General features: G+C 62.9%; 21 protein-coding genes. 17 read left to right on the top strand and 4 right to left on the bottom strand.

What is annotated here, in order from left to right:
• Positions 1 to 131 precede the first annotated feature (131 nt).
• The 14 genes from tssH to derI all read left to right on the top strand — a co-directional run bounded on the left by tssH (position 132) and on the right by derI (position 18,673).
• Entirely contained in the window at positions 132 to 2,942 is a 2,811-nt protein-coding gene (gene tssH / locus AC1D0I_RS07180) for a type VI secretion system ATPase TssH (protein WP_477394008.1), read from the top strand.
• 471 nt (positions 2,943 to 3,413) lie between these two features.
• Positions 3,414 to 4,949, top strand: coding sequence for an FGGY-family carbohydrate kinase (locus AC1D0I_RS07175; RefSeq protein WP_477394006.1), 1,536 nt, complete (start codon positions 3,414 to 3,416; stop codon positions 4,947 to 4,949).
• Positions 4,946 to 5,722 carry a DeoR/GlpR family DNA-binding transcription regulator gene (locus tag AC1D0I_RS07170; RefSeq protein ID WP_477394004.1) on the top strand — a complete coding sequence of 259 codons (777 nt, stop codon included), beginning with the start codon at positions 4,946 to 4,948 and terminating at the stop codon, positions 5,720 to 5,722. Before AC1D0I_RS07175 ends, AC1D0I_RS07170 begins: the two co-directional genes overlap by 4 nt.
• Positions 5,719 to 7,431, top strand: a complete 1,713-nt coding sequence (locus AC1D0I_RS07165; RefSeq protein ID WP_477394002.1) for a glycerol-3-phosphate dehydrogenase/oxidase — start codon at positions 5,719 to 5,721, stop codon at positions 7,429 to 7,431. The genes AC1D0I_RS07170 and AC1D0I_RS07165 overlap by 4 nt, the downstream gene beginning before the upstream one ends.
• Before the next feature lie 423 nt (positions 7,432 to 7,854).
• Positions 7,855 to 8,877, top strand: coding sequence for a sugar-binding transcriptional regulator (locus AC1D0I_RS07160; RefSeq protein ID WP_477394000.1), 1,023 nt, complete (start codon positions 7,855 to 7,857; stop codon positions 8,875 to 8,877).
• 33 nt (positions 8,878 to 8,910) lie between these two features.
• A complete protein-coding gene (locus tag AC1D0I_RS07155) occupies positions 8,911 to 9,567 on the top strand; it encodes a DUF2291 family protein (RefSeq protein WP_477393998.1) in 657 nt (218 codons plus the stop codon).
• Positions 9,564 to 11,105, top strand: a complete 1,542-nt coding sequence (locus AC1D0I_RS07150) for a sugar ABC transporter ATP-binding protein (RefSeq protein WP_477393996.1) — start codon at positions 9,564 to 9,566, stop codon at positions 11,103 to 11,105. Before AC1D0I_RS07155 ends, AC1D0I_RS07150 begins: the two co-directional genes overlap by 4 nt.
• 26 nt (positions 11,106 to 11,131) lie before the next feature.
• Positions 11,132 to 12,265 (top strand): ABC transporter permease, encoded by a 1,134-nt coding sequence (locus AC1D0I_RS07145; RefSeq protein ID WP_095081090.1) that lies wholly within the window; start codon positions 11,132 to 11,134, stop codon positions 12,263 to 12,265.
• A 39-nt stretch (positions 12,266 to 12,304) separates the two neighbouring features.
• Complete coding sequence (locus AC1D0I_RS07140; RefSeq protein ID WP_095081092.1) at positions 12,305 to 13,246, top strand: D-ribose ABC transporter substrate-binding protein; 942 nt, start codon at positions 12,305 to 12,307, stop codon at positions 13,244 to 13,246.
• Between the two features lie 100 nt (positions 13,247 to 13,346).
• A complete protein-coding gene (locus AC1D0I_RS07135) occupies positions 13,347 to 14,921 on the top strand; it encodes an FGGY family carbohydrate kinase (RefSeq protein WP_477393994.1) in 1,575 nt (524 codons plus the stop codon).
• 4 nt (positions 14,922 to 14,925) lie between these two features.
• Positions 14,926 to 16,434, top strand: a complete 1,509-nt coding sequence (locus AC1D0I_RS07130; protein WP_477393992.1) for a glycerol-3-phosphate dehydrogenase — start codon at positions 14,926 to 14,928, stop codon at positions 16,432 to 16,434.
• Positions 16,434 to 17,372 (top strand): sugar phosphate isomerase/epimerase family protein, encoded by a 939-nt coding sequence (locus tag AC1D0I_RS07125; RefSeq protein ID WP_477393990.1) that lies wholly within the window; start codon positions 16,434 to 16,436, stop codon positions 17,370 to 17,372. Before AC1D0I_RS07130 ends, AC1D0I_RS07125 begins: the two co-directional genes overlap by 1 nt.
• A 63-nt stretch (positions 17,373 to 17,435) precedes the next feature.
• Positions 17,436 to 18,203 carry a triose-phosphate isomerase gene (locus AC1D0I_RS07120; RefSeq protein ID WP_477393988.1) on the top strand — a complete coding sequence of 256 codons (768 nt, stop codon included), beginning with the start codon at positions 17,436 to 17,438 and terminating at the stop codon, positions 18,201 to 18,203.
• 32 nt (positions 18,204 to 18,235) lie between these two features.
• Positions 18,236 to 18,673 carry a D-erythrulose-4-phosphate isomerase gene (gene derI, locus AC1D0I_RS07115; RefSeq protein WP_477393986.1) on the top strand — a complete coding sequence of 146 codons (438 nt, stop codon included), beginning with the start codon at positions 18,236 to 18,238 and terminating at the stop codon, positions 18,671 to 18,673.
• 19 nt (positions 18,674 to 18,692) lie between these two features.
• On the opposite strand, the gene dhaL is transcribed toward derI, so the two are convergent.
• From dhaL to AC1D0I_RS07095, 4 genes are all read right to left on the bottom strand, one after another.
• Positions 18,693 to 19,334, bottom strand: coding sequence for a dihydroxyacetone kinase subunit DhaL (dhaL, locus tag AC1D0I_RS07110; RefSeq protein WP_477393984.1), 642 nt, complete (start codon positions 19,332 to 19,334; stop codon positions 18,693 to 18,695).
• 83 nt (positions 19,335 to 19,417) lie between these two features.
• On the bottom strand, positions 19,418 to 20,425 hold the full coding sequence (locus AC1D0I_RS07105; protein WP_477393982.1) for a dihydroxyacetone kinase subunit DhaK: 1,008 nt from the start codon (positions 20,423 to 20,425) through the stop codon (positions 19,418 to 19,420).
• A 142-nt stretch (positions 20,426 to 20,567) separates the two neighbouring features.
• Positions 20,568 to 21,344, bottom strand: a complete 777-nt coding sequence (locus tag AC1D0I_RS07100; RefSeq protein ID WP_477393980.1) for a GntR family transcriptional regulator — start codon at positions 21,342 to 21,344, stop codon at positions 20,568 to 20,570.
• Positions 21,334 to 22,377 carry a Gfo/Idh/MocA family protein gene (locus tag AC1D0I_RS07095; RefSeq protein ID WP_477393978.1) on the bottom strand — a complete coding sequence of 348 codons (1,044 nt, stop codon included), beginning with the start codon at positions 22,375 to 22,377 and terminating at the stop codon, positions 21,334 to 21,336. Before AC1D0I_RS07095 ends, AC1D0I_RS07100 begins: the two co-directional genes overlap by 11 nt.
• A gap of 184 nt (positions 22,378 to 22,561) precedes the next feature.
• Here AC1D0I_RS07095 and AC1D0I_RS07090 point away from each other — a divergent pair, with 184 nt between their 5' ends.
• From AC1D0I_RS07090 to AC1D0I_RS07080, 3 genes are all read left to right on the top strand, one after another.
• Positions 22,562 to 23,821, top strand: a complete 1,260-nt coding sequence (locus AC1D0I_RS07090) for an ABC transporter substrate-binding protein (protein WP_477393976.1) — start codon at positions 22,562 to 22,564, stop codon at positions 23,819 to 23,821.
• 100 nt (positions 23,822 to 23,921) lie between these two features.
• Positions 23,922 to 24,356, top strand: coding sequence for a carbohydrate ABC transporter permease (locus tag AC1D0I_RS07085; RefSeq protein ID WP_477393974.1), 435 nt, complete (start codon positions 23,922 to 23,924; stop codon positions 24,354 to 24,356).
• Positions 24,357 to 24,385: 29 nt separating this feature from the next.
• Complete coding sequence (locus tag AC1D0I_RS07080; RefSeq protein WP_477394042.1) at positions 24,386 to 25,240, top strand: carbohydrate ABC transporter permease; 855 nt, start codon at positions 24,386 to 24,388, stop codon at positions 25,238 to 25,240.
• Positions 25,241 to 25,297 lie beyond the last annotated feature (57 nt).

Raw genomic sequence — 25,297 nt, 5'->3', positions numbered from 1 at the left:
AATTAACAGAAGCTAAATGCGACCTTCTTGAGTACCGGCTGACTGCGCATCTAGCCTCGTCCATCACGCACTTTGTCAATCGGCGGCTTCTGTGGCAGGTTATCGACTGGCAGATTGCAGGAGCACGTTCGATGGAACAGCGCCGGTCGTCGCAGAGCTTCAAGCGCAAGGAACTGGTCGGCAAGCTCAATCCTGTGGGGGTGCGCGCCTTCAAGGCCGCGGCCGATACGGCCAAGCTGCGCGGCAATCCTTACGTCGAACTCGTCCACTTCATCGAGCAACTGGTGCTTTCCGACCGCTCGGATGTGCAAATGATAGTCGCCGATGCGGGACTGGATGCGAGCCGGCTCACCGGCGATATGACCCGCGCCGTCGACAAGCTGCCTTACGGCGCTACGTCGATAGAGGAATTTTCCGACCATATCTTCCACGCTATCCAGGAAGCCTGGAACCTGGCGACGCTGGAATTCGGCGTCGAGGAAGTCCGCAGCGCACATATTCTCCTTGCCTGCCTGAAGACGCCGGTGCTGGAAGGCCTGCTGTCGAAAATCAGTTCCGAGTTCGACAAGATCGACGCCGACGCGGTCATCGCGCGGTTCGCCGATGTCATGGAAGGTTCGCTCGAAGCCGGCGCGGCCATCGCGGTTCCCACGGCCGAAACGCCGAAGCGGGCTCCGGGCGGGGATTCTGCACTGGCGAAATACGCCACCGACCTGACCCAGCGCGCCCGTGACGGCAAGATCGATCCGGTCGTCGGTCGCGATCCGGAGATCAGGCAGATTGTCGATATCCTGATGCGACGCCGGCAAAACAACCCGATCCTGACCGGTGAGGCCGGCGTCGGCAAGACGGCGGTCGTCGAGGGCTTTGCCTTGCGCATCGCCCAGGGCGACGTGCCGCCCACGCTGCAGGATGTCAGTGTCCGCATGCTCGATGTCGGATTGATGCAGGCGGGTGCAAGCGTGAAGGGTGAATTCGAAAAACGGCTGAAGGCTGTCATCGACGAGGTTCAATCGTCCGAAACGCCGGTCATCCTGTTCATCGACGAAGCCCACACCTTGATCGGCGCCGGCGGCGCGGCAGGAACGGGCGATGCCGCCAATCTCCTGAAACCGGCGCTGGCGCGTGGCGAACTTCGCACCATCGCGGCAACGACCTGGGCCGAATACAAGCAGCACATCGAGAAAGACCCGGCGCTGACCCGCCGTTTCCAGGTGGTGAAAATCGACGAGCCATCGGAGGCGGTGGCCGTTCTCATGTTGCGCGGCGTGGCCGGGGTTCTGGAGCAGCACCACAAGGTGCAGATACTGGATGAGGCGATCGAGGCGGCGGTCGGCCTGTCGCATCGCTACATCCCGGCGCGGCAACTGCCCGACAAGGCGGTGAGCCTTCTCGACACCGCTTGCGCCCGTGTCGCCATATCGCAGCATGCCACGCCGGCCGAGGTCGAAGACATCATGCGTCGCCGCCAGGCGCTGGAGGTCGAGCGCGGTATCATCGGCCGCGAGGCCGCGATCGGCATCGAGGTGGCCGATCGGCAGGCACGGGTCGACACCGGGCTGGCCGAAACCGAGGTTACGCTGGCCGCGGCGCAACAACGTTGGGATCGGGAAAAGGGCCTGGTTGCCGAGATACTCGAATTGCGTGCCCGGCTGCGCGGCGAAGGTGTGCCGCTCGATGCGGTGGAGACACCTGAGGCCAATGCCGGGATGGCAGGCGCGGACGCCGCGGAGACTCCCTCGCCCAAGGCCGAAACGCCCCAAACCGAAACGCCCCAAACCAAAAAAGCCAAGGCCAAAACGGCCAAGGCCGACGTGGAGACACCGGCGGCGGCCAATGCCCCTCCACCCGAACCGGACGCCGATCTCGCCCGGCTGCGCGAACTGATGGCCGAACTCGCCGAGGCGCAAGGCGAGACGCCGCTGATCCTGCCGTCGGTCGACCGCAACGCCATAGCGGCGGTCGTTCAGGACTGGACGGGAATCCCGACCGGGCGGATGCTGTCGAGCCAGACCGAAAAGGCGCTGCGGCTCGCCGCGACCCTGTCCGAACGCGTGGTCGGCCAGGATCACGCCATGGAGATGATCGCCAAGCGTGTGCAGACCAGCCGCGCCGGGCTCGGCGCGCCGGAAAAACCGGTGGGCGTGTTCCTGCTCTGCGGCCCCTCGGGCGTCGGCAAGACCGAAACCGCATTGGCGCTGGCCGAAACGCTCTATGGGGGTGAGCAGAACCTGATCTCGATCAACATGTCCGAGTTCCAGGAGGCACATACCGTCTCCACCTTGAAGGGCGCTCCGCCCGGATATGTCGGCTATGGCAAGGGCGGCATCCTGACCGAGGCGGTCCGCCGCAAACCCTATTCGGTGATCCTGCTCGACGAGGTCGAGAAGGCGCATCCGGACGTGCACGAAATCTTCTTCCAGGTTTTCGACAAGGGCATGATGGACGACAGCGAGGGCCGGCGTATCGATTTCAAGAACACGCTGATCCTGCTTACCTCGAATGTCGGCTCGGAGGTCATCATGGACCGGACCAGGAACGGCACGCTACGAGCCGGGCTCGACGATCTGGACACCGCCTTGCGCAGCCCGTTGCTGAAGGTCTTCCCCGCGGCCTTTCTCGGCCGCGTGGTGACCATTCCTTACTATCCGCTCTCGGATTCGATGATCGAAGCGATCACCCGTCACCAGTTCGCCAAGATCGCCCGCCGGCTACGCGCAACCAACGACGCGGAATTGGTGATCGGCGACGGCGTCATGGACCTGGTCAGGGCCCGCTGCACCGAGATCGAATCCGGCGGCCGGATGATCGATGCCATCCTGACCAACACGCTTCTGCCGGAATTGAGCCGCGGCGTGCTGAACCGTTCGCTTGGGGGCGAAAAGATGACGAAGGTGACCGTCGGCGCCTCCAAGGAGGGCTTCACCTATTCCTTCGAGTAGCGCAGGGCGGCTCCCCGTGACCGAAAGGCTGGCACATGAAGTCTTCAGCCTGCCGTTGAACCCCTACCTGGACGAACCCACCCAGGACTTCATTGTCGAAGCAATCCATGAGGTCCTGAATCCGTCGGCTTGATTCCACGGCGTCCGCGGAGATTTCGAGGTCGAAAGGAATGGCCACTCCGGCCGAATGAACGAACATGATGAGATATTTTTGTGGGGAAAAAAATTTAACAAAATCAGATAGTTTGTGAGTTTTTGATCTTCGATAACGCTCGATTTAAGCGCTGCTCATGCCATTGTCTCATATATTGACGTTAAATTCACATCACTATATGGTTCGTTCAATCCGCAAGGTGTCAGCCGCATTGTATCGCCGTTGTCCATTGATTGTCGCCATGTCTGTAGCCCTTGCCCCAGCCTGCAGGGTTGTCGCGCAGTGCGCATCGCCAGTTGCCGAAAGAGGCGGTGATCATGCCCAGTTTGCTCGGAATCGATAACGGTCTCACGGTCACCAAGGCGGTGATCTTCGACGCCGATGGCACGCAGTTGTCGGTGGCGCGCCGGCGGGTGCCGCAGTCGATGCCCCATGCGCACTGGGTGGAGCGCGACATGGCAGGCCTCTGGCAAGCGACCGCCGACGCCATCAAGGAAGCGATCGCGCTCTGCGGCCGGCCGGCGGACGATATCAGGGCGGTGGCAGCGACCGCGCATGGCGACGGTCTCTATCTGCTCGACAAGGATCGTCGGCCGCTAGGGCCCGGAATCTTGTCGCTCGACAGCCGCGCCGGCGAGATTGTCGAAAGATGGTCGGCGGACCTGGTCTTCGACGAAGCGCTTGCGTGCACCGGCCAGGCGCCGCATGTTTCGGCGCCTTCGGCGCTGCTTGCATGGCTCAAGCAGAACGATCCGGATCGCTATGCTCGCATCGGTCACATACTGGCCTGCAAGGACTGGCTTCGCTTTTGCCTGACCGGCACGATCGGCACCGACCGTACGGAGGCCAGCACATCGTTCACGGATTTCCGCACACAGGCCTACGCCCCGGAAGCGATGCAGATCTTTGGATTGGGTGACCTTTTCGACGCGCTGCCGCCGGTGGCGCATTCGGCCGACATCGTCGGCCAGGTCACCGCCGATGCCGCCGAAATGACTGGCCTTCGCAAGGGAACGCCGGTCGCGTGCGGCCTGCACGACGTGACCGCTTCGGCGCTTGGCATGGGCGGCCATGAGGAGGACGTGCTCAGCGTCGTTGCCGGCACCTATTCCATCAACGAAGTCGTCTCTTCGAAACCGCGCGTCGACCGGCGCTGGTTCTGTCGCAACGCCATCGATGCAGGCCGTTGGAACAACATGGCGATCTCGCCGGCCTCGACTGCAAACTACGACTGGTTTCTCGACACCTTCTGCCGCTCGGAGCAGGACAGGACAAACGCCGATGGCGGCTCCATCCACGAACTGCTGGCAGCAGAGATCGACGCGGCGCTGAAGAAGCCTTCGACCATCCTGTTTCATCCCTATCTGTTCGGCTCTCCCTATGGCGACGTTGCCAGCGGCAGTTTTGTCGGCCTGCATGGCTGGCACGATCGCGGCGACATGCTGAAGGCGGTTCTGGAAGGCATTGTTTTCAATCATCGCACCCATGTCGAAGCCTTGCGCGAGGGCTTCGCGGTCCGCGAGATACGCCTGACTGGCGGCGGTTCGCGCAATCCAGCTTTCGTCCAGATGTTTGCCGACGTGCTGGACGCCCCTGTCACTATCACCTCGACCGACGAGGCCGCCGCCTTGGGTGCCGCCCTTTGCGCCGGCGCCGCGGTCGGCATCTTTCCGACGCCGCAACAGGGTGCCAGGCAGGTCGGCATGACGGCGCGCCAGTATCAGCCCGTGCCTGCCTCCAGTGCTGTGTTCAGCGAGCGGTTTTCCCTCTATTGCCGCATCGCCGAGCAACTGAAGTCGCAATGGCCTGAGATCGAAAGGCTGGCGCGGCCAGACACCAAGGGGACTGCATGATCAAGGCCGACGAACGACGCGAAGAGATCGCCGAGTATGTGATCAAGCTCGGCCAGGTGCGAATCGACGATCTGGTCGAGCATTTTGGCGTATCGCGCATGACCATCCACCGGCACATCGACCGGCTGGCGCAGCAGGGCGTGCTGCGCAAACTGCACGGCGCGGTGACGGTTCAGCCTTCCGGCCTCTACGAAAGTGCCTTTCGTTACCGGGTGACTGTCAACAGAGTCGAGAAGGATACGCTGGCGCGCGCGGCACTGGATTATGTCGAAGCCGGGCAGGTGGTCATGCTGGACGATTCATCGACGGCAAACGCCGTCGCCACGCTGCTGCTCGACGTCAAGCCGCTGACCGTCATCACCAACAGCGTGGCGACGGCTTCGCTGCTGACCAACGTCGACGACATCGACTTCATCTGTCTCGGTGGCAAGTACCACGGCACCTACAATGCCTATATCGGCATCGTCTGCGAGAACGCCGTGGCGCAGCTTCGCGCCAATGTCCTGATCTGCTCGGCTTCGGCCATCACCGGAACCACGGCCTTCATCCAGGATCCCAACGTCGTGCGGGTCAAGCAGGCGATGATGGCCGCATCGGTGAAGCGCATCCTGCTGGTCGACCATGCGAAATTCGACCGGATCGCACTGCATGTCTTTGACGATCTGAGCAGTTTCGATGCCGTGCTGACGACCGAGGGGCTGGGCGATGCACAGGCGCAGCACCTCGAGCGCGCTGGAGTGAAGCTGCGCATCGTCAAGACGACGGCACAATGAACCCAGCCGACACAGCAGGTGCGGAAAATGCCGCCGGGCGTCTCGCCGCCATGGCCGCGGCCGGCGAGGTCGACGTCGTCATTCTTGGCGCCGGCATCAACGGGGCGGGGCTGTTTCGCGACCTGTGCGCGCAAGGCGTCAGCTGCCTGATCGTCGACAAGGCGGATTTCGGCTCCGGCACCAGTGCCGCGCCGTCGCGGCTCATCCATGGCGGGTTGAAATATCTCGAAACCGGCGAGTTCGGGCTGGTGGCGCAGTCGACGCTCGAACGCAACCTGCTTTTGCAGAACGCGCCGCACTATGTCAGCCCGCTGCCGACCGTCATTCCGATCTTTTCGTGGAGCAAGGGCATGCTGGCGGCGCTGCGAACGCTGTTCGGCTCGACCAGCGCGCCGCGCAGCCGTGGCGCCCTCCTGATCAAGATCGGCCTGATGATCTATGATTTCTACGGCTCGCGAAACCAGGTCATGCCGCGCCACCGCATGGTCGGGCGGCGGCAGGCGCTCAGTGAGATGCCGGCGCTCAACCCTTCGATCGTCGCCACCGGCACCTATTACGATGCCAAGATAAGCCATCCCGAAAGGCTGGTGCTCGAGTTGATCCTCGACGGCTTGCGGTCCAATGCAGCCTCCGCCAGCACGAACTACACAGCTCTGGTGAGCTCAGCCAATGGCGTGCTGACCTTCCAGCCGGAAAACGGTGGTGCATTCTCGGTGCGGCCGAAACTGGTGGTCAATGCCGCCGGCCCCTGGATCGACGACGTCAACGCCTTGCTCGGTGCACCGTCGAAGATGATCGGCGGCACCAAGGGCTCGCACATCCTGCTGAAGCATGACGAACTGGTAGAAAGCCTGGCCGGGCGGATGCTTTATTTCGAGGCCGATGACGGCCGCATCTGCCTTGTCTACGACTATCTCGGTCTGGCGCTGGTCGGCTCGACCGACATCAAGGCCGACAACCCCGACGAGGTCCGCTGCGAACCCGACGAAGTCGACTATCTGCTCGAGAGCGTGCGGACGCTGTTGCCGGGCATGATTTTCGAACACGCCCAGATCGTCTACGCCTATAGCGGCATCAGGCCGCTTCCGGCCTCTGATGCATCGCTACCGGGCCTGATCAGTCGCGATCATTCCGCTCCGGTCGCCGAGCCGGACCGGGACAGGCCCTTCGCGGTCATTTCGCTGGTCGGCGGCAAATGGACGACATTCCGGGGCTTTGCCGAGGAAGTCGCCAACGCGATACTCGACCGTCTGCGGCGCAGCCGTAAGGTAACGACGCAATCCATGCCGATCGGCGGCGGCAAGGACTTCCCCGCCAATGCGGCGGCGCGCGCAAGCTGGCTAGCCCAGGCCCGGACGGAGACGGACGTCGAGGAACGACGTCTCGACCAATTGCTGTCGCGCTACGGGACCAAGGCCCTGGAGATTGCCACGCATGGGCCAGATGATGAGGGCGAACTGCCGGACTCCGACAGCTACGGCAGATCGGAAATCGACTACATCGTCCGCAACGAGTTCGTCGAACATCTGGCCGACATCGTGATGCGTCGCAGCACGCTCGCCATAGGCGGCTCACTAACAAGTCGCGATCTGCAGGAGATTGCCATGATCGCCGGACGGGCGCTGGGCTGGAACGCCAAGCGCATCGCGCAGGAAGTCGAGGCCGCTGTCGTGGAGCTCGAAGGCAGGAACCTGATGCGGCTGGACTGAGCGCGTCATCGACGATGCCGATCCCCCTTTTTCTGGGCAATCCGATCGGTTTGCTCCTGGTTGCGCCGCGCACCCGAAATGTCCCAACTCACAGCTGGGTTGGGATTTTTACACCGACGAAAATATCTAATTAAAAACAGACACTTAATTGACATGCTGGCGGAGTTCTCCTCCATGATGCCGCCAACGAAGACATTTGATAACATCAATTGACGTTAATTTAACATCGCCATATGATCAACCCAACATGCCGACCTCCTAATGGACCGACGCCGATCGGGAGGGCGACGTATCGGCGAGGGGCGAGGGCTGCGGTTTTCCCGCAATGGCTTGGACCCAATCCGCGGAGGGATTGACAGCGATGCAAAGGTATGAAAATTTTTGCACACAAAGATAATAATATCATCCCGGGGAGGAGATGGCTTGAAATCTGGCGGAACCGCTAACCGCGACCACGAGTCCAGCCTCGCCACACGCGCGGCGTGGCTTCACTTTGCCGGGGGTCTCACGCAGGCCCAGGTCGCCAAGCGGCTTGGCCTGACCAGCCTCAAGGCGCATCGGCTCATCACCAAGGCCAACCAGGAAGGTTTGGTCAGGGTCTTTATCGACGGCGACGTCGCCGAGTGTGTGGAGTTGGAGCAGCGCCTGACCGCCGCATACGGGCTCGATTATTGCGAGGTGGTTCCGGATCTGGATCAGGAAGACCTGCCGCTCAGGGGACTGGGCATCGCCGGTGCGCAGTTCCTGAAGCGCGAGATCGATCGTGGCGAAGACATGCTGATCGGCGTCGGCCATGGCCGCACCCTCGCGGCCAGCGTCGAATATCTGACGCGCACTCCTGCCGCCCATATCCGTTTCGTTTCGCTGCTTGGCGGCGTGACGCGCAAATTTGCGGCCAACCCGCACGACGTCATGCATCGGCTGGCCGAACGGACCGGCGCGCAGGCCTATGTCATGCCGGTGCCTTTCGTCGCCAACACCGCCGAGGACCGCGAGGTGCTGCTTGGCCAGCGCGGCATCAGCGATGTCTTCGCATTGGCAAGCCGGTCCGACCTGATGTTCGTCGGCATAGGGACCGCCGAGCGGGAAGCTTCGCTGGTCGCAACCGGCATGATCGAGCATTCCGAAATCGATGAGGTCAAGCGCGATGGCGGCGTCGGCGAGCTGCTCGCCCACTTCTTCGACGACAAAGGGCGCCCTGTGGAAACGGCGCTGTCGGAAAGAATCCTGGCGCTGCCGCGGGACCAATTGAAAGGCCGCAGGATTGTCGCCGTCGCCGGCGGCAAGGTGAAAGTGCGGGCGATCAAAGCAGTGCTCGAAAGCCGTTACCTGAGCGGCCTGATCACCGATGAATGCACCGCCCGTGCCCTTGTGGAACTGAACCAATCCAATGGAGCTGCCGGCGCGGCGAAGCGCCATGTGAACGGAGGATCGTCGAATGCGTGACAACGGAAAACCCGCATCGCCGGTGTTTGCATCATGAGCGCGAAGGCCACCACCGCACCGACCCGGCAGGTCTCGCCCGGCCTGCGCCGCATCCTTGCCGGCGCCGCGGTTGTCGTCCTGCTCGGCGCCATGGCGCTCGACACCAAGGTGGTCAGGATCGGATCCGCGGGCGACGTTCGCAGCGCCGTCTTTTCGGCGGCCGACTATGGCAAGTCGGAATTTCCCAAGGTGCAGGCCGATGTCGAAGCGCGAGCGGCCGACGCGGTGACGGTGGCAACCGCGATCGCCAAGGACAGGGCGACGGCCGAGAAGGAATACGGCGTGCCGGCGGGCGTCGGACCGGTCATCTCGGTCAAGTTCACCGGCGTCGTCGGCGAGGGAAAATCGGGCATCTACAAGGTCGCCGTCGAGGGCGTGCCGGACACGCTGCAGGTTCGCGTACAGACGGGGCCGGCGATCAACGGCACCGAGCTGCGTGACGCCACCGGCAAGATCACATTTGGCCAATTCACCAACCAGATCGAATATCAGGACGCCGGCTCGGCGCTGAACAACGAGATGAAGAAGGAAGTCCTGGCAAAGGTCGATACGAGCGCCCTGACCGGTAAGACCATATCGCTGGTCGGCGCGTTCAAGCTGGTCAATCCGAAGAGCTGGCTGGTCACTCCGGTGAGGCTGGAGGTGCAATGAAATCGGCTGCCGACACCGCGCCCGCGAATGGCGACGCCGTGCTTTCGGCGCGCAACATCGTCATGTCGTATGGTGGCGTTCACGCGCTCAAGGGCGTCAATTTCGACATCCATCGCGGCAAGGTCACCACACTGTTCGGCGAGAATGGCGCCGGCAAGTCGACGCTGATGAAGATCCTGTCCGGCGTCGTCACGCCGACATCGGGCGACATCGTGCTTGACGGCAATCTCGTCAGTTTTTCCTCGTCCTCGGACGCGCGCGATCGCGGCATCTCGATCATCCACCAGGAACTCAGCCTGGCGCCGAACCTCAGCGTTCGTGACAACATCTTCATGGGCCGCGAACTGCGCACCAGGACCGGCCTCGACTTCGCCGAGGAATCGCGCCAGGCGCGCGCGCTGATGGCCGATCTCGAAGAAGACATAGATCCGATGACCCTGGTCGAGGATTTGCGTCTCGGCCAGCAGCAGATCGTCGAGATCGCGCGGGCACTGTCGGTCGACTCGCGCATCCTCATCATGGACGAACCGACCTCGGCGCTCAGCGCAACCGAGGTGGAGGTGCTGTTCAAGGTGATCCGCGACCTGACCAGCCGCGGCGTTTCCATCGTCTACATTTCACATCACCTCGAAGAGGCTCTGCAGATCACCGACTACGCCGTTGTCTTGCGCGACGGCGCGATCACGGCAACGGCCGAAGCCCGGGACATCGATCTCGAGTGGATCGTCCGCAACATGGTCGGCGAGAATTTCGATCTCGGCTCGCCGCCGACAGGCCATGCGTTCGGCGAGGTCGCCCTGTCGATCGAGGATGTCAGCGTCATAGACGCTTCGGGCTCGGGCTATTCCGTCGTCGATCACCTGTCGCTGGATGTCAGGGCGGGCGAGATCGTCTGCATCTATGGGCTGATGGGCGCCGGACGTACGGAATTGCTGGAAGCCGTCGCCGGGCGGATGCCGATGGCGGGCGGCCGGGCGCTGCTGGAAGGCGAGGATGTCTCGAGACTGAGCATAGCCCAGCGCATCGCCAAAGGTCTTGTGCTCGTCCCCGAGGACCGCCAGCGCGACGGGCTGGTGCAGACGATGACCGTTGGCCGCAATCTTTCGCTTGCCAGCATCGAGGCGTTCGCAAAAGGGCTGTTTCTGTCCCGCTCCAGGGAGCGGGAGCTGGTCGAGGACTCGATCCGCAAGGTGACCGTCAAGACCGCGGGCGGCAATGCCATGATCGGATCGCTATCGGGCGGCAATCAGCAGAAGGTTGTCATCGGCAAAATGCTGACGACCAACCCCAAGGTCATCCTCCTCGACGAGCCGAGCCGTGGCATCGATGTCGGCGCCAAGGCGGAGGTCTTCCGCTTGCTGAGCGAACGCGCCGCGCAGGGCCTTGCGGTCGTCTTCTCGACCTCCGAGGTCAACGAGTGCCTCAGCATCGCGCACCGGATCGTGGTGATGCGCCGGGGCAGGATTTCAGCGGAATTCGGCGCCAGCGCCACCAAAGAGCAGATCATGGCCGCCTCCGGCGAAGCCGTGGTCGCCTGATCACCATGAATATCGGAGCCCCGATCATGACCGACGTCAGCCAGGCCAGAAAACAGTCCAGTGCAAGCGCGCGCGGCGAAGGCTTCGATCTCGCCAAGCTGCTGCTCGAGGGCCGGGCCTTCTTTGCCCTGATCGTCATCATCGTCGTCTTCTCGATCCTGTCGCCCTACTACCTCTCGGTGGCGAATTTCCTGACCATGGCCTCGCATGTCGCCATCTTCGGAATTCTCGCGGTCGGCATGCTGCTCGTCATCCTCAATGGCGGCATCGATCTGTCGGTGGGGTCGACGCTGGGCTTGGCCGGCGTCGTTGCCGGATTTTTGATGCAAGGCGTGACGCTGACGTGGCTGGGTGTCGTTCTCTACCCGCCGGTCTGGGTGGTCGCGGTGATTGCCTGCATGCTGGGCGCCGGCGTCGGGTTGATCAACGGCGTGCTCATCGCGCGCTTCAAGGTTCCGGCCTTCGTCGCCACGCTGGGCGTCATGTACATGGCCCGCGGCCTGGCGCTGCTGATGACCAGCGGCCTGACCTACAACAACCTCGGCGGCAAGCCGGAGCTGGGAAACACCGGCTTCGACGCGCTCGGCTTCAACCGCCTGTTCGGCGTGCCGACCGGCGTGGTGGTTCTGGTGGTCATCGCACTCATCGGCAGCATCGTCTTGAACCGCACCGCTTTCGGGCGCTGGCTTTATGCATCAGGCGGCAACGAGCGCGCGGCCGAATTGTCGGGTGTTCCGGTCAAGACGGTGCAGGTTTCCGTCTATGTGCTGTCAGGCATCTGTGCCGCCATTGCCGGCCTGATCCTGTCCTCGCAGCTGACGTCGGCGGGTCCGACCGCCGGCACCACCTACGAATTGACGGCCATTGCGGCCGTCGTCATCGGCGGCGCGGCGCTGACCGGAGGGCGCGGTAACATCCGCGGAACCCTGCTCGGCGCCTTCGTCATCGGCTTCCTTTCCGACGGTCTGGTGATCATCGGCATCTCGTCCTACTGGCAGACAGTGTTCACCGGCGCCGTCATCGTGCTCGCCGTGCTTCTCAATGCCGTTCAGTATCGCCGCCGTAGCAAGCTCCCGGCTTCGACGGGCGGCCAACCGACTTCTCAGCAACGGGGGAAGGCCGAGCCGGCCAATCCTGCCCAAGGGAAGACTGCCAGGTGACTGGCAGCAACACCGCGTAAATCATTTGGAGGAATGTATATGAAAACCATGCTGAAAAGTCTGCTTGCCGCTGCGATGGTTGTCGGGTTCACGGCCGCCGCGTCGGCCGCGGGCCTGATCTCGATCATCGTCAATGATCCGGCCAACCCCTACTGGCTGACGGAGGGCAATGTCGCCAAGGCCGAAGCCGAGAAGCTCGGCTATACGGCCAACGTCGCCGCCCACAAGGGCGACACCAACACGGAAAGCAACCTGATCGACACCGCCATCACCAACAAGTCCGTGGCGATCATCCTTGATCCGGCCAATGCCGACGGCTCCGTCGGTGCGGTGAAGAAGGCGATTGCCGCCAACATCCCGGTTTTCCTTGTCAACGCCGAGATCAATCAGGAAGGTCTCGCCAAGGGGCAGCTCGTTTCCAACAATGCCCAGGGTGCTGCTCTGGGCGCCCAGCAATGGGTGCAGGCAGTTGGCGAAAAGGGCAAATATGTCGAACTGCTCGGCGCCCCGTCGGACAATAACGCCGCCACGCGCTCCAACGGTTACGCGACCGTCCTGAGCCAATATCCGGACCTCGAAAAGGCTGCTTCGCAGGTCGCCGACTGGGATCGTACCAAGGGCCACGACAAGATGCAGAGCATGCTGCAGGCCAATCCCGACATCATCGCCGTGATCAGTGGCAATGACGAAATGGCGCTCGGCGCGGTTGCCGCGCTGAAGGAAGCCGGCAAGCTCTCCGGCATCAAGGTCGGCGGCTTCGACGGCTCTCCGGACGCGGTTGCGGCAATCAAGTCCGGCGAACTGCAGTACACCGTGCTGCAGCCAGTCGCCATCTTCTCGGCCAAGGCCGTGCAGCAGGCGGACTCGTTCATCAAGTCTGGCGCCACCGGTGCGGCGACCGAGAAGCAGCTGTTCGATTGCCTTCTCATCACCAAGGACAATGTCGACAAGTACACSGCACCCTTCGTGCTGTCGGAGTRAAACCTGCACAGGGGGTGTCCTTGCGGACACTCCCTGCCTCTTCTACGGCTTCAGACAACGTCCCTGTGAACCGCCTTCGCAACCAACCGGAATTTGCGGCATGAAAGATCTGCTGATCGGGATCGACGCGGGAACGTCGGTGATCAAATCGGTCGCGTTCGATCTGTCCGGCCGGCAGCTCGCCATGACGTCGGTGAACAACAGCTTCGTTACGCTGGAGGGCGGCGGCGCCGAGCAGGACCTCGATCAGACATGGCGCGACATGGCGCGGACGGTTCGCGACCTGGCGACCAAAATTCCCGACCTCGCGCAACGAACCGCGGCGGTTGCCATCACCGGGCAGGGCGACGGAACCTGGCTGATCGATGGCGACGGCTTGCCGGTCGGGCGCGCGTGGCTGTGGCTCGACGCCCGCGCCGGACACCTGGTGGACGTGATGCGCGCCGATCCCCGCGATCGCACGCGGTTTGAACTGACTGGCACGGGGCTCAACTCCTGCCAGCAGGGCGCCCAGCTTGCCTTTATGAAAAAGAACGATCCGGACATGCTGCAGCAGGCGGCGACCGCACTGCATTGCAAGGATTGGCTCTACTTCAGGATGACGGGTGAACGCGCCACCGACCCGTCCGAAGGAACCTTCACCTTCGGCGATTTTCGCTCGCGCAGCTATTCCGACGAAGTCTTCGACATTCTGGATCTGACGACGCATCGCCGCCTGTTGCCTCCCATGCTTGAGGGCACCACCGACCATCACCCGCTGTCGCGATCGGCGGCAGGAGAGACCGGCCTGCTCGAAGGTACGCCGGTTGTCCTGGGTTATGTGGATATGGTCATGACGGCGCTGGGAGCCGGCCTCTATGATCCCTCAGGCAATGTCGGCTGCACGGTTATCGGCTCGACCGGCATACATACGCGCTTCGCCCGCACACCTGGCGATGTCGTGCTCAACGGCGATGGATCCGGCTACACGATTGCCATGCCTATTCCGGGTGCCTTTGCACAGTTGCAGTCCAACATGGCGGCGACGCTCAACATCGACTGGCTGCTTGGCCTTGCACGCGACGTGCTCACCGCCGGCGGCGCCGAGCTCTCGCGCGACGATTTGCTGAAGGCGCTCGACGTCTGGGTGGAAGGATCGGAACCGGGATCGCTGGTCTATCAGCCCTATATTTCGCTCGCCGGGGAACGCGGACCGTTCGTCGACCCTGATGCGCGCGCAGGCTTCATCGGCCTTTCAGTCAAGCACGGCTTTGGCGATCTGGCACGCGCCGTCCTCGAGGGGTTGGCCTTCGCAGCCCGCGATTGCTACCAGGCGATGGGCACGATGCCGGGCGAGATCCGGCTATCGGGCGGCGCCGCGCGCAGCCCGTCCCTGCGTCGCATCATCGCGGCGGCGACCCGGGCGCAAGTGCGAACGAGCAGCCGCCAGGAAGCAGGAGCCGCAGGTGCGGCGATGATGGCCGCGGTCGGCCTTGGCGTCTATCGATCGATGGACGACTGCGCCGCCGAGTGGGTGACGCCGCTTCTCGGCGACTGCGATGCCTATGACGAGGCGCTTTCGCAAAGCTACGATGCGCTCTTCCCTTCCTTCGTTGCGGCGCGCCAGGCGCTTCGGCCGGTGTGGAAAGCCATGGCGCACCGGCCGCTCACCCGCATCCCGGGTGCACAGGAGTAAGGTCTTGAGTGATACAGTTGATCTCTTCGTGATTGGCGGCGGCGTCAACGGGGCCGGCATCGCGCGTGATGCGGCAGGTCGCGGGCTGTCCGTCATCCTGTGCGAAAAGGACGATCTGGCGCAAGGTACCAGCTCTCGCTCCGGCAAACTGGTGCATGGCGGCCTGCGCTATCTGGAATATTATGAATTCCGGCTGGTTCGCGAGGCGCTCATCGAACGCGAAGTGCTGCTCGAGGCGGCGCCGCACATCATCTGGCCCATGCGCTTCGTTCTTCCGCACAGTCCCGAAGACAGGCCGGCGTGGTTGGTCCGGCTCGGACTGTTTCTTTACGATCACCTCGGCGGCCGCAAGCGGCTGCCGGGAACCAGGACGCTCGATCTCCGAACAGCGCCGGAAGGGGCGCCGATCAAGGACGAATTCAAGCGCGGTTTCGAATATTCCGACTGCTGGGTCGACGATGCGCGCCTTGTGCTGCTCAACGCCCTGGACGCCAGCCAGCGCGGCGCCAGCGTGTTTACGCGGACCGCTTGTGTCGCCGCCCGCCGCGAAGACGGACTGTGGTCGATCGACATGCAGGATGGCCGCACTGGTGCGGTGACGAAAATCCGCGCGCGGGCGCTCGTCAATGCGGCAGGGCCGTGGGTCAACGACATTGTCAGCCGCGTCGCCGGGCAGAATTCCACCCGCAATGTTCGGCTTGTAAAGGGCAGCCATATCGTCGTGCCCAAATTCTGGGAGGGACGGCAGGCCTATCTCATCCAGAACAGCGACAAGCGGGTGATCTTCGTCAACCCCTACGAGAACGATCTGGCGCTGATCGGCACGACCGACATTCCCTACGAAGGCAGGCCGGAGGAAGTGGCCGCCGAGCCAAGCGAAGTCGATTATCTGATCAAAGTGGTCAATCGCTATTTCAAGCGACAGCTGACACCAGGGGACGTGGTCTACAGCTTCTCCGGCGTGCGCCCGCTCTATGACGACAATGCCGACAATCCGAGCGCGGTGACGCGCGACTATATCTTCGAACTCGACGCTCCGAACGGCGGCGCACCGCTGCTTTCGGTGTTTGGCGGCAAGATCACCACCTTCCGCAAGCTGTCCGAACATGCGCTGGAAAAAATCCAGCCGTTCTTTCCGGCGATGAAGAATGCCTGGACTGCCAAAATTCCCTTGCCGGGGGGCGACCTGCCGAATGCGGACTTCGAACAGTTCTTGAGCGACCTGCACACTGAGTTTCCGTGGCTCGGCCCGTCGCTGGTGAAACACTACGCTCGAAGCTATGGCAGCCGCGCCAGGCAATTGCTCGCCGGCACCCAAAGCGAGGCGGATCTCGGCCGCCGCTTCGGACCCGATTTTTATGAACGGGAGGCAAAGTTCCTGGTCGACACCGAATGGGCCGGCACATCAGCCGACATACTGGAGCGCCGCACCAAGCATGGCCTGCATATCGATGCAGCCGAGCGGAGGACGTTCGAAGACTGGTTCGGCAACATCATGGCGGCGGCAGACTGATGGCCTTCACGCTTTCCCTCAACACCAATCCGCTGGTCAATCGCTTCGCCGATCCCGACGACCTGATCGACGCCATTGCCTACGGCATCGGTATCCGCGACGTGCAACTGACGCACGAATTCGTCAATCCGGGCTGGCCGGCGGCGACGATTGCCAAATTCCTGCGCTTGTTCAACCGGGCGCTTTCGCGGACCGGCGTCAGGATCACCTCCGGCATGACCGGACCCTATGGCCGGCTCAATCATTTCGGCCATCCGGACCCGGATGTCCGGCGCTACTATGTCGACTGGTTCAAGACCTTTGCCGACATTTCCGCCGAACTCGGTGCTCCAGGCATGGGCACGCAATTCGCCATATTCACCTACAGGGACTTTGACGATCCGCAGCGGCGCGCTGCACTTCTCGACATCGCGCTTGAATGCTGGCGCGAGGTGGCCGAACACGCCAAGGCGGCGGGGCTGACATACTTGTTCTGGGAGCCGATGTCGGTGGGCCGGGAATTTGGCCACACGATCGAAAGCTGCATGACGCTGCAGAGTGCCATCGATGCGGCGAAGCTGCCGATCCCGATGAAGATGATGGTGGATATCGACCATGGCGACGTCACCTCGCCAAATCCTGCCGACACCGATCCTTATGCCTGGGCGAAGGCGTTTCCACTGCAGTCGCCGATCATCCACATTAAGCAGTCTTCGATGAACAAGGGTGGACACTGGCCGTTCACGGCTGCCTACAACAAGGACGGCCGCATAGTTCCGCAGAAGCTGCTCGACACCGTGCGGCAGGGTGGCGGAACCGACAACGAAATCTGCCTCGAACTTTCCTTCAGGGAGAGGGAACCGGTCGATCATCAGGTTATCGAGATGATCCGCGAGTCGGTGGATTTCTGGGCACCTTACATCGACAGCGGCCGCGACAGTCTCAAGCCTCGGGCCTGAACGAATACGTCGCCTGAAAGCCGTCGCCGATGGCGGCCGCAAAAGGATCGAAGGAGAAAAAGAATGGCCCCATATTGGGTCGGCACGAGCTGGAAGATGAACAAGACGCTGGCGGAGGCCCTCCAGTTCGCCGATGTGCTGGCGGCGTTCGTGCCTGGTTTCGACCAGGCGATACAACCGTTCGTCATTCCGCCGTTCACCGCCGTGCGCGAGGTCAAGGCGGCGCTGGCCAAGACCCGCGTGAAGGTCGGCGCCCAGAACATGCATTGGGCCGACGCCGGGGCCTGGACGGGAGAGGTTTCGCCGGTGATGCTGAAGGATTGTGGGCTCGATCTGATCGAACTCGGCCATAGCGAGCGTCGCGAGCATTTCGGCGAAACGGATGCGACTGTCGGATTGAAGACGGCTGCGGCGGTCAGGCACGGTTTGGTGCCGCTGATCTGCGTCGGCGAGACGTTGACCGAACGCGAAGGCGGGCGCGCCGATGACGTTTTGACCGCGCAGGTTCTCGGTGCGCTGCAAGGGCTCGAGGACGGCGAATTGTCGGCCGAAATCCTCTTTGCCTACGAGCCTGTCTGGGCGATCGGCGAGAAGGGTATCCCGGCCAGCGCCGACTATGCCGACAAGCAGCAGGCGCTGATCAAAGAGGTCGCCGCAAGCCGGATGGCGAACGCGCCGCCCGTGCTTTACGGCGGCAGCGTCAATCCCGGCAACGCGGCCGAACTGATCGGCCAGCCGCATGTCGATGGCCTGTTCATTGGCCGTTCGGCGTGGCAAGCGGAAGGCTATATCGACATCCTGAAAAAGGCGTCGGCCGCCATCGAGCGCTGACCATTACAGTAGGAAGCAAAGGAGTTCATGCCATGAAAATAGCACTCGGAGCCGACAGCGCCGGCAAACCGCTGCTCGACGTCATCGCCAAGCATCTCGCCACGAAGCCGGAGCTGCAGGTGATTGATCTTAGCCAGGCCGGATTCTACGCCGATATCGCCGCCAAGGTCGGTCACGAAATTCTGGACGGCAACTACGACCGGGCCATCCTGTTCTGCGGTACCGGCATTGGCGTCAGCATATCCGCCAACAAAGTCCCGGGAATTCGCGCCGCATTGACCCACGATACCTATTCCGCCGAGCGCGCCGCCAAGTCCAACAACGCACAGATCATCACCATGGGCGCCCGCGTCATCGGTCCCGAACTGGCGAAATCGATCGCCGACGCATGGCTGGCCTCGGAGTTCGATCCGAACGGCCCCTCCGCCGCAAACGTGCAGGCCATCGACAAGCTCGACAGCAAGCGCTGAAGGCGGGACTCGCTCCTGATCAGCCGGTCAGGGCGACCCGCATCGCCTCGATCACGGTTACGGCGGACGCGGCGCCTGGATCCATATGGCCAAGCGAGCGTTCGCCGAGGCGCGACGCCCGGCCCTTGGCGGCGATCATTGCCTTGGTCGCTTCCGCGCCTGCCTTCGCCGCCTGGGCAGCAGCCTCGAGACTGTCCACCAGACCCTTGCCGGAGGCCAGCGCCTCGCCCGCCGCCTGCGCTGCCGGACCCCACGCGTCCATCATCGTCTTTTCGCCCGGCTCGGCCTTGCCGCGATCCTGAATGCCCTTGGCCATGGCCTGGAACATTGCGACCGCGTCGGCGTCGTCAAGCGACGCCTTGCCCTTCACGGCTGCCGCGCCGCGCATGAACGCAGTGGCATAGAGCGGACCCGAGGAGGCGCCGACGGCATTCAGAAACGACTTTGCCGCAGTGTTCAGCAAGGTGGTCGGATCGGTGGCTCCGGTGTCCAGTGCCGCTACCGCATCGCGTGCTGCGGAGAATCCGAGCTCCATCGCAATGCCATGGTCGGCGTCGCCGATAATACCGTCAAGCGCGCACAGCCGGTCCCTGTCGGCTGACATCGCGTCCGCGATGGCCGCGAACATGCCGGCAAGGCGGGCTGTATCGATTGTCGTCATGTCTTTGTCCCTTGCCGCTGAAGGTCTATTGTTTGACCATGAACTTTTCCGAAAACCGGAACCCCACTTTTCGGGATCATGGTCTAGCCGGCGCGAAACATGGCGCAGTCGCAGGGGTGGTCCAGCATCGTCTGCAACTCGCCGTCCAGCCGATGTAGCGTGATGGAGGCCCCGGCCATTTCGAGTGAGGTGCAGTAGTTGCCGACCCAGGTTGCGTGAATGGATACACCGATGTCATCAAGCCGGCGCTTCACCCGCCGGTTCATGATGTACAGTTCCATCAGCGGCGTCGAACCAAGCGAATTGACGAGCACGGCGACCTTGTCGCCGCGTGCCGGCGCCATCTCGTCGAGGATCTTGTCCAGCATCTCGTCGGTGATCTCGTCGGCCGTTTTCAGTTTTCCGCGCGCGATGCCGGGCTCGCCGTGGATGCCCATCCCGATCTCCATCTCGTCAGGCCCGATCTCGAAATTCGGCCGGCGGGTCTGCGGCAGCGAACAGGGCGACAGCGCGACGCCCATGGTGAAGGTGTTCTCGTTGGCTTTCCCGGCGATGCGCTCGCATTCGTCGAAGGACAGCATCCGGTCGCAGGCAGCACCGGCCGCCTTGAAGATGAAGAAATTGCCGGCGACGCCGCGCCTCTTGTGCCGCTGGTCGCGCGGTGCCGAGGCGACGTCGTCGGTGCTCAGCACCGTGCGCACCTCGATGTCGTCCATATCAGCCATCTCGGCGGCCATGTCGAAATTCATCACGTCGCCGGCATAGTTGCCATACATGAACAGGACGCCGGCGCCCGCACTGACCGCCTTGGCGCATTCGAGGATCGGGTCTGGCGGCGGCGAGGCGAAGACGTTGCCGATGGCCGCCGCATCGGCCAGCCCCTTGCCGACGAAGCCAAGAAAGCTCGGCTCGTGCCCCGAGCCGCCGCCGATGACGAGGCCCACCTTGCCTTGGCGCGGTCCGTCGCGGGCGATGATCGAGCGTGAACTGCCGTCGACGCTTTTGAGATGGCGGGGATGCGCGGCCAGGATGCCTTCCAGCATCTCGTCGACGGCGCGGTTGCCGTCATTGATGATCTTCTTGGTCTGCACCCGCAGCCTCCCGATTTCGATATTTTTGCAGATAGTACCGGGTGTCATCGGGATTTCCACCCGGCAAAGAGCATTTCACGCGGCGAGGCGTTCGCGCGCCGCCGTTGTTGACAAGCATGCCTGGACGGTTGCGATCCGGCGGCTAGCCAGCGGCGCGGCCCGCGGACCGGCCTGTCCGCGAAAACGACGTGCGAAGGCGATAGCGGTCGCCGGCATATCGGATTGTAGACGACAGTAGCGGCCGGCCGGTCGCATCGACGATGAGCTGACGCATCACCAGGGTGGATTTGCCGACGTCGATGTCGAGGTGGCGCGCGAGGGTAGGATCGGCGCCGCGCGCCTCGATCGTGGTTTCGGCGCGCGCCAGATCAACGCCGGCATCGATCAGCAGGCCGAACAGCGACGCGGTGCGGAAGTCGACGCGGCCGAGATCGGGGACGAGGGCGAGGGCGAAGAACGAGGTGTCGACGGCGACCGGAACCTGGTCGAGGCGGCGGATCCTTTCCAGGTGGAACAGCGTCGCGCCGGGTGCGATCGACAGCTCCTCGGCCTCGTCCAGCGAGGCGGGTGCTTCCTCGGCGCGCAACACGTCGGAGGAGGGCGCCAGACCGAGACGCCTGGCGGTCTCGCTGAAGGATTCCAGCGTGTTGGGAAACTCTTTCGGAACCTTGGCCGAAACATACCAGCCGCGCCCATGCGAAGGCGTCAGCACACCCTCCTCGACAAGGCTTTGCAGGGCCCGGCGCAAGGTCACCCTGCTGATCGACATGCGCGTGAACAGATCGCGCTCGGGCGGCAGCCGCGCGCCCGAAGCAAGCTTGCCGGCGGCGATCTCCTGCAGGATCGCATCGGCCGCTTGTCGCCAGAGCGGTTCGGGTCCGTCCGACTGCAGTGGCGAGCCCTCCATTTCAGTTACCATCTGCCCTGATCTTTTCCCAGACGCCCGTTCGCATCGAACGGTAGCAGGCGTCAATTACCTGGTTAACGATGACCCCATCCTCGAAGGTTTCCAGTGGCGTCGTCCCAGCCGCGAAGTGTTCCACAAAATGCCGCATCTGTTGTGAAAAACCGTAGGCCCGGGTCTCCTCGGGCACCGGATAGACCCAGCCGGTCTCGGAATCCGCCTTCTCGACGAGGTAGCCCACCGGCTTTTCGATAAAACCCCAGACCGGGCCGACGGATGTGTCGGTGACGATGCGGCCGGCCGAGCCGACCAGTTCGTGGCGAAGCTGCATGCCGCCTTTTTCGATCCACGACGATTCGATCGTCGCGAGCTGGCCGCCGGCGAATTTCAGCAGCGCGATCGCCGTGTCTTCCCCGGTTGTCTTATCACCGTGGACCAGCGTCGCGCCCCACGCCATCACCTCGGTGATCAAATTGTCCTTGCCGAAGAAGTGGCGGGCGCTTTCGACGGTGTGGCAGCCCATGTCGAGCAGGGCGCCACCACCGGCGAGCTCGGCGTTCCAGAAATGCGGCGCGTGCGGCCCCGAATGTGCTTCCCGGGCGCGCATGGTGAGGAGATTGCCGATGCCGCCCGCCTGTATCATCTGGTGGGCCTTGGCGATGTTGGGGGAAAACACGGCGCATTCTGCATAGCCATGCCAGATGCCGGCACGCTGGACGATATCGAGGATTTCCTGCGCTTCCTTGCCCGTGCGCGCCAATGGCTTGGTGCAGATGACGGCCTTGCCGTGCCTGGCAGTGGTCCTGACGGCTTCAAGGTGGATCTCGTTGGGCAGCGCGATCACCACGAGCGCGACCGCCGGATCGGCGCACAGGGCGTCGATATCCCTGTGGGCGGTGACCTTTGGACCCCACTTTTTCGCGAAGGCTTCGGCGCGCTCGAAGCTGCGCGAGGAGCAGGCCACGAGTTCGGCATTGCGTACGTCGAGCAGCGAATCCGCATAGGTCTCGGCGATAAAGCCCGAGCCCAGAATTCCAACTCCAATCATCAAATCCTCCCAAATTTCTTGCCGTCGGTTTGGTGGTGCCCAGTCCGGACAACCATACAACAGGAAAAGACAACACAATACCACTTGTCACAACATGTATCAGTAGGTATGGTCCCAGGCAACAGTGCAAAATCGTGAATCCACACGGGGCACCATCTTGAGGGAGAGCAGGAAAATGCGTTCCATGCGTGTATCGATCCCGCTGGCGGCGACGCTTGGCGTGATGTTTTCAGGCGGCGTAGGCGCCGCTTTTGCCGACCCGGTCACCATCACCTTGAACAGCTGGCGGACCGAGGATATCGCGGTCTGGCAGGACACCATCCTGCCCGCCTTCGAAGCCAAGCATCCCGACATCAAGGTCGAGTTCGCGCCGATCAACACCAATGAATACAACGCCGCCATCCAGTCGCAGATCGAAGGCGGCGCCGGCGGCGACCTGATCACCTGCCGCCCCTTCGACGTGAATCGCGAATGGATCAAGCGCGGCTATTTCGAATCCCTGGAAGGGCTGCCGGGCCTGGAAAACTTCGACAAGACGTCCCGCGCCGCTTGGTCGGGCGCCGACGACAAGGCCTACTGTCTGCCGGTCGCCGCCGTGCTCGCCGGCTTCTACTACAACGCCGACATCTTCAAGGAACTGGGTTTGAAGGTGCCGACCACCAGCGCCGAGTTCATCGATGTGCTGCAGGCGATCAAGAAGGACGGCCGCTATACGCCGCTGGCTTACGGCTCGGCCGAATCCTGGCAACTCGCCTATAACGGCCTCTACAGCATCGGTCCGGCCTACTGGAAGGGCGAGGAGGGCCGGCTCGGCCTGATCGACGGCAAGAAGAAACTGACYGACCCCGAATTCGTCGATGCCATCGCCGCCTTCGAAGCCTGGAAGCCGTTCCTGCCGGCCGGGCAGGAAAGCCTGAACTATGCCGACATGACGCAGCTGTTCACGCTCGGCAAGGCGGCCATCCTCCCGGACGGCTCATGGGACATCAACCAGGCGACCTCGACCGGCCTCAATATCGGCGTGTTCGGTCCGCCGGTGCCGAAGGCGGGCGACCAGCGCTACCTGCAGGAGATGCCGGACATGGGCATCGGCATCAATGCCAAGAGCACGCACAAGGAAGCGGCCAAGACCTTCCTCGACTGGGTCGCCGGACCCGAATTCCAGGAGCTCTATGTCAACGCCGCGCCCGGCTTCTTTGCCATGAGCAGCAAGCCGGTCACCTACAAGAACAAGCTGGCGCAGGATTTCGCCGACCTCAAGAAAGGCGCTGAGCTGACACCGCGGCTGGCGCTGGATCGCCTGAGCGCCGGCACGCCTCCGCTCGACGACGAGACCTGGCGTCTGCTGCAGGTGATGTTCACCAAGTCGGACGTCACGCCTCAGCAGGTCGCCACCGAGCTTCAGACCGGGCTCGCCTCCTGGTACGGACCGCAAAAGAAGTAATCCGGGAACGCCTTGCGCATGTCTTGCCAGCCGGCGAGGCATGCGCGAAGCCTTCGGGCACGCCGGCACATCCATGCCGGCGTGAACAAGAGGTCATCAATTGATATCTCCCGCTGCCGCCTACAGAAACCTGTTGCTGTTCGTGCTGCCGGCCCTGGCCGTCTACCTGGTCTTTGCCGTGCTGCCGCTGGCCGAAGCCGCCAATATCGATGGCGCTGGCGGCTGGACGACGTTCTGGAAGATCAAGTTTCCGCTGATCGCGCCGCAATTCGGCCTGATCGCGATCCTGACCTACATCTGGACGTTCAACGGCTTCGACCTAGTGTTCGCGCTCAACGGATCGGCGCCCGGACCCAACTACAGCACCGACATCCTCGGCACCTATTTCTACCGGACCTTCTTCGGTTCGAGCGGGCAGCTTGCCGATCTCGACCTCGGTGCCGCGGTCGCGACGATCATCTTCCTCACGGTTCTGTTGGTGACATCGGTCTATTTCTGGCTGATCCAGCGCCGCCTGAAATCCTATTCGGTCTAGGAGCTGACATGAGCGCCCCTGACCTCACCATGCCAGTTACCCGCCGCCGCCAGGACCGCGAGCCCTGGACGCTGGAGCGCATCATCGTCCACGCACTGCTGATCCTCTTTGTCCTGCTCGCCATAGGACCGGTGCTGATCGTCATCATCAATTCGCTGAAGACGACGCCGGCGATCTTCGGTGGTCCGTTCGACCTGCCGACGGCCAAGACCTTCAGCCTCGAAGGCTACAAGCGGGTCTTCACGCGCGGCAATTTCATCGTCAACTACCGCAACAGCCTGATCGTCACGGTGACGACGATCGTGCTGACGGTGGTCCTGTCGACGCTCGCCGCCTTCGCCCTGGTCGAATATCGCGTGCGGGTCGCCTCGCTGCTCGCTGGCCTGTTCGTGCTCGGCATCATGTTGCCGATCCGGCTCGGCACGATCCCGCTCATCCAGATGATGCTCGCCTGGAAGCTGATGGATACGCTGGCGGCCCTCATCCTCGTCTACACCGCCATGAGCATCCCGATCGCGGTAACGCTGATGGTCACATATTTCCGCACCGTTCCGACAGATCTCAAGGAAGCAGCGCGCATGGATGGCGCAAGCGAGCTGCGCACCTTCTGGATCGTGCTGCCTTTGGTCAGGCCCGGCCTCGCCGCGGTGGCCGCGCTGACGATGCTGCCGGTCTGGAACGACCTCTGGTTCCCGCTGATCCTGGCTCCAAGCCGGCAGAACCAGACGGTGACGCTCGGCGTGCAGCAATTCGTCGGCCAGTTCATGAACGACTACCCCGCACTTCTCGCCGCGCTGACGCTTGGCGCGGTGCCACTCGTCCTGCTGTTCACCCTGTTCTCGCGGCAGTTCATCAGCGGCCTGAGCAAGGGCTACAGCAAATAGCCGACGTCATGGCCGACAGATTTTCGCAAGACTTCTACAATTTCGAACTGATGGAAC

This window comes from Mesorhizobium sp. P2_D1 (genome assembly GCF_056404455.1).
Note: the sequence above shows the minus strand (reverse complement) of the source record. Positions and strands in the feature narration are given on the sequence as shown.

Coding starts and splice junctions, on each gene's coding strand:
- tssH (WP_477394008.1), top strand. CDS start 132: ATGGAACAGCGCCGGTCGTCGCAGAGCTTCAAGCGCAAGGAACTGGTC.
- AC1D0I_RS07175 (WP_477394006.1), top strand. CDS start 3,414: ATGCCCAGTTTGCTCGGAATCGATAACGGTCTCACGGTCACCAAGGCG.
- AC1D0I_RS07170 (WP_477394004.1), top strand. CDS start 4,946: ATGATCAAGGCCGACGAACGACGCGAAGAGATCGCCGAGTATGTGATC.
- AC1D0I_RS07165 (WP_477394002.1), top strand. CDS start 5,719: ATGAACCCAGCCGACACAGCAGGTGCGGAAAATGCCGCCGGGCGTCTC.
- AC1D0I_RS07155 (WP_477393998.1), top strand. CDS start 8,911: ATGAGCGCGAAGGCCACCACCGCACCGACCCGGCAGGTCTCGCCCGGC.
- AC1D0I_RS07150 (WP_477393996.1), top strand. CDS start 9,564: ATGAAATCGGCTGCCGACACCGCGCCCGCGAATGGCGACGCCGTGCTT.
- AC1D0I_RS07145 (WP_095081090.1), top strand. CDS start 11,132: ATGACCGACGTCAGCCAGGCCAGAAAACAGTCCAGTGCAAGCGCGCGC.
- AC1D0I_RS07135 (WP_477393994.1), top strand. CDS start 13,347: ATGAAAGATCTGCTGATCGGGATCGACGCGGGAACGTCGGTGATCAAA.
- AC1D0I_RS07125 (WP_477393990.1), top strand. CDS start 16,434: ATGGCCTTCACGCTTTCCCTCAACACCAATCCGCTGGTCAATCGCTTC.
- AC1D0I_RS07120 (WP_477393988.1), top strand. CDS start 17,436: ATGGCCCCATATTGGGTCGGCACGAGCTGGAAGATGAACAAGACGCTG.
- derI (WP_477393986.1), top strand. CDS start 18,236: ATGAAAATAGCACTCGGAGCCGACAGCGCCGGCAAACCGCTGCTCGAC.
- dhaL (WP_477393984.1), bottom strand. CDS start 19,334: ATGACGACAATCGATACAGCCCGCCTTGCCGGCATGTTCGCGGCCATC.
- AC1D0I_RS07100 (WP_477393980.1), bottom strand. CDS start 21,344: ATGGTAACTGAAATGGAGGGCTCGCCACTGCAGTCGGACGGACCCGAA.
- AC1D0I_RS07095 (WP_477393978.1), bottom strand. CDS start 22,377: ATGATTGGAGTTGGAATTCTGGGCTCGGGCTTTATCGCCGAGACCTAT.
- AC1D0I_RS07080 (WP_477394042.1), top strand. CDS start 24,386: ATGCCAGTTACCCGCCGCCGCCAGGACCGCGAGCCCTGGACGCTGGAG.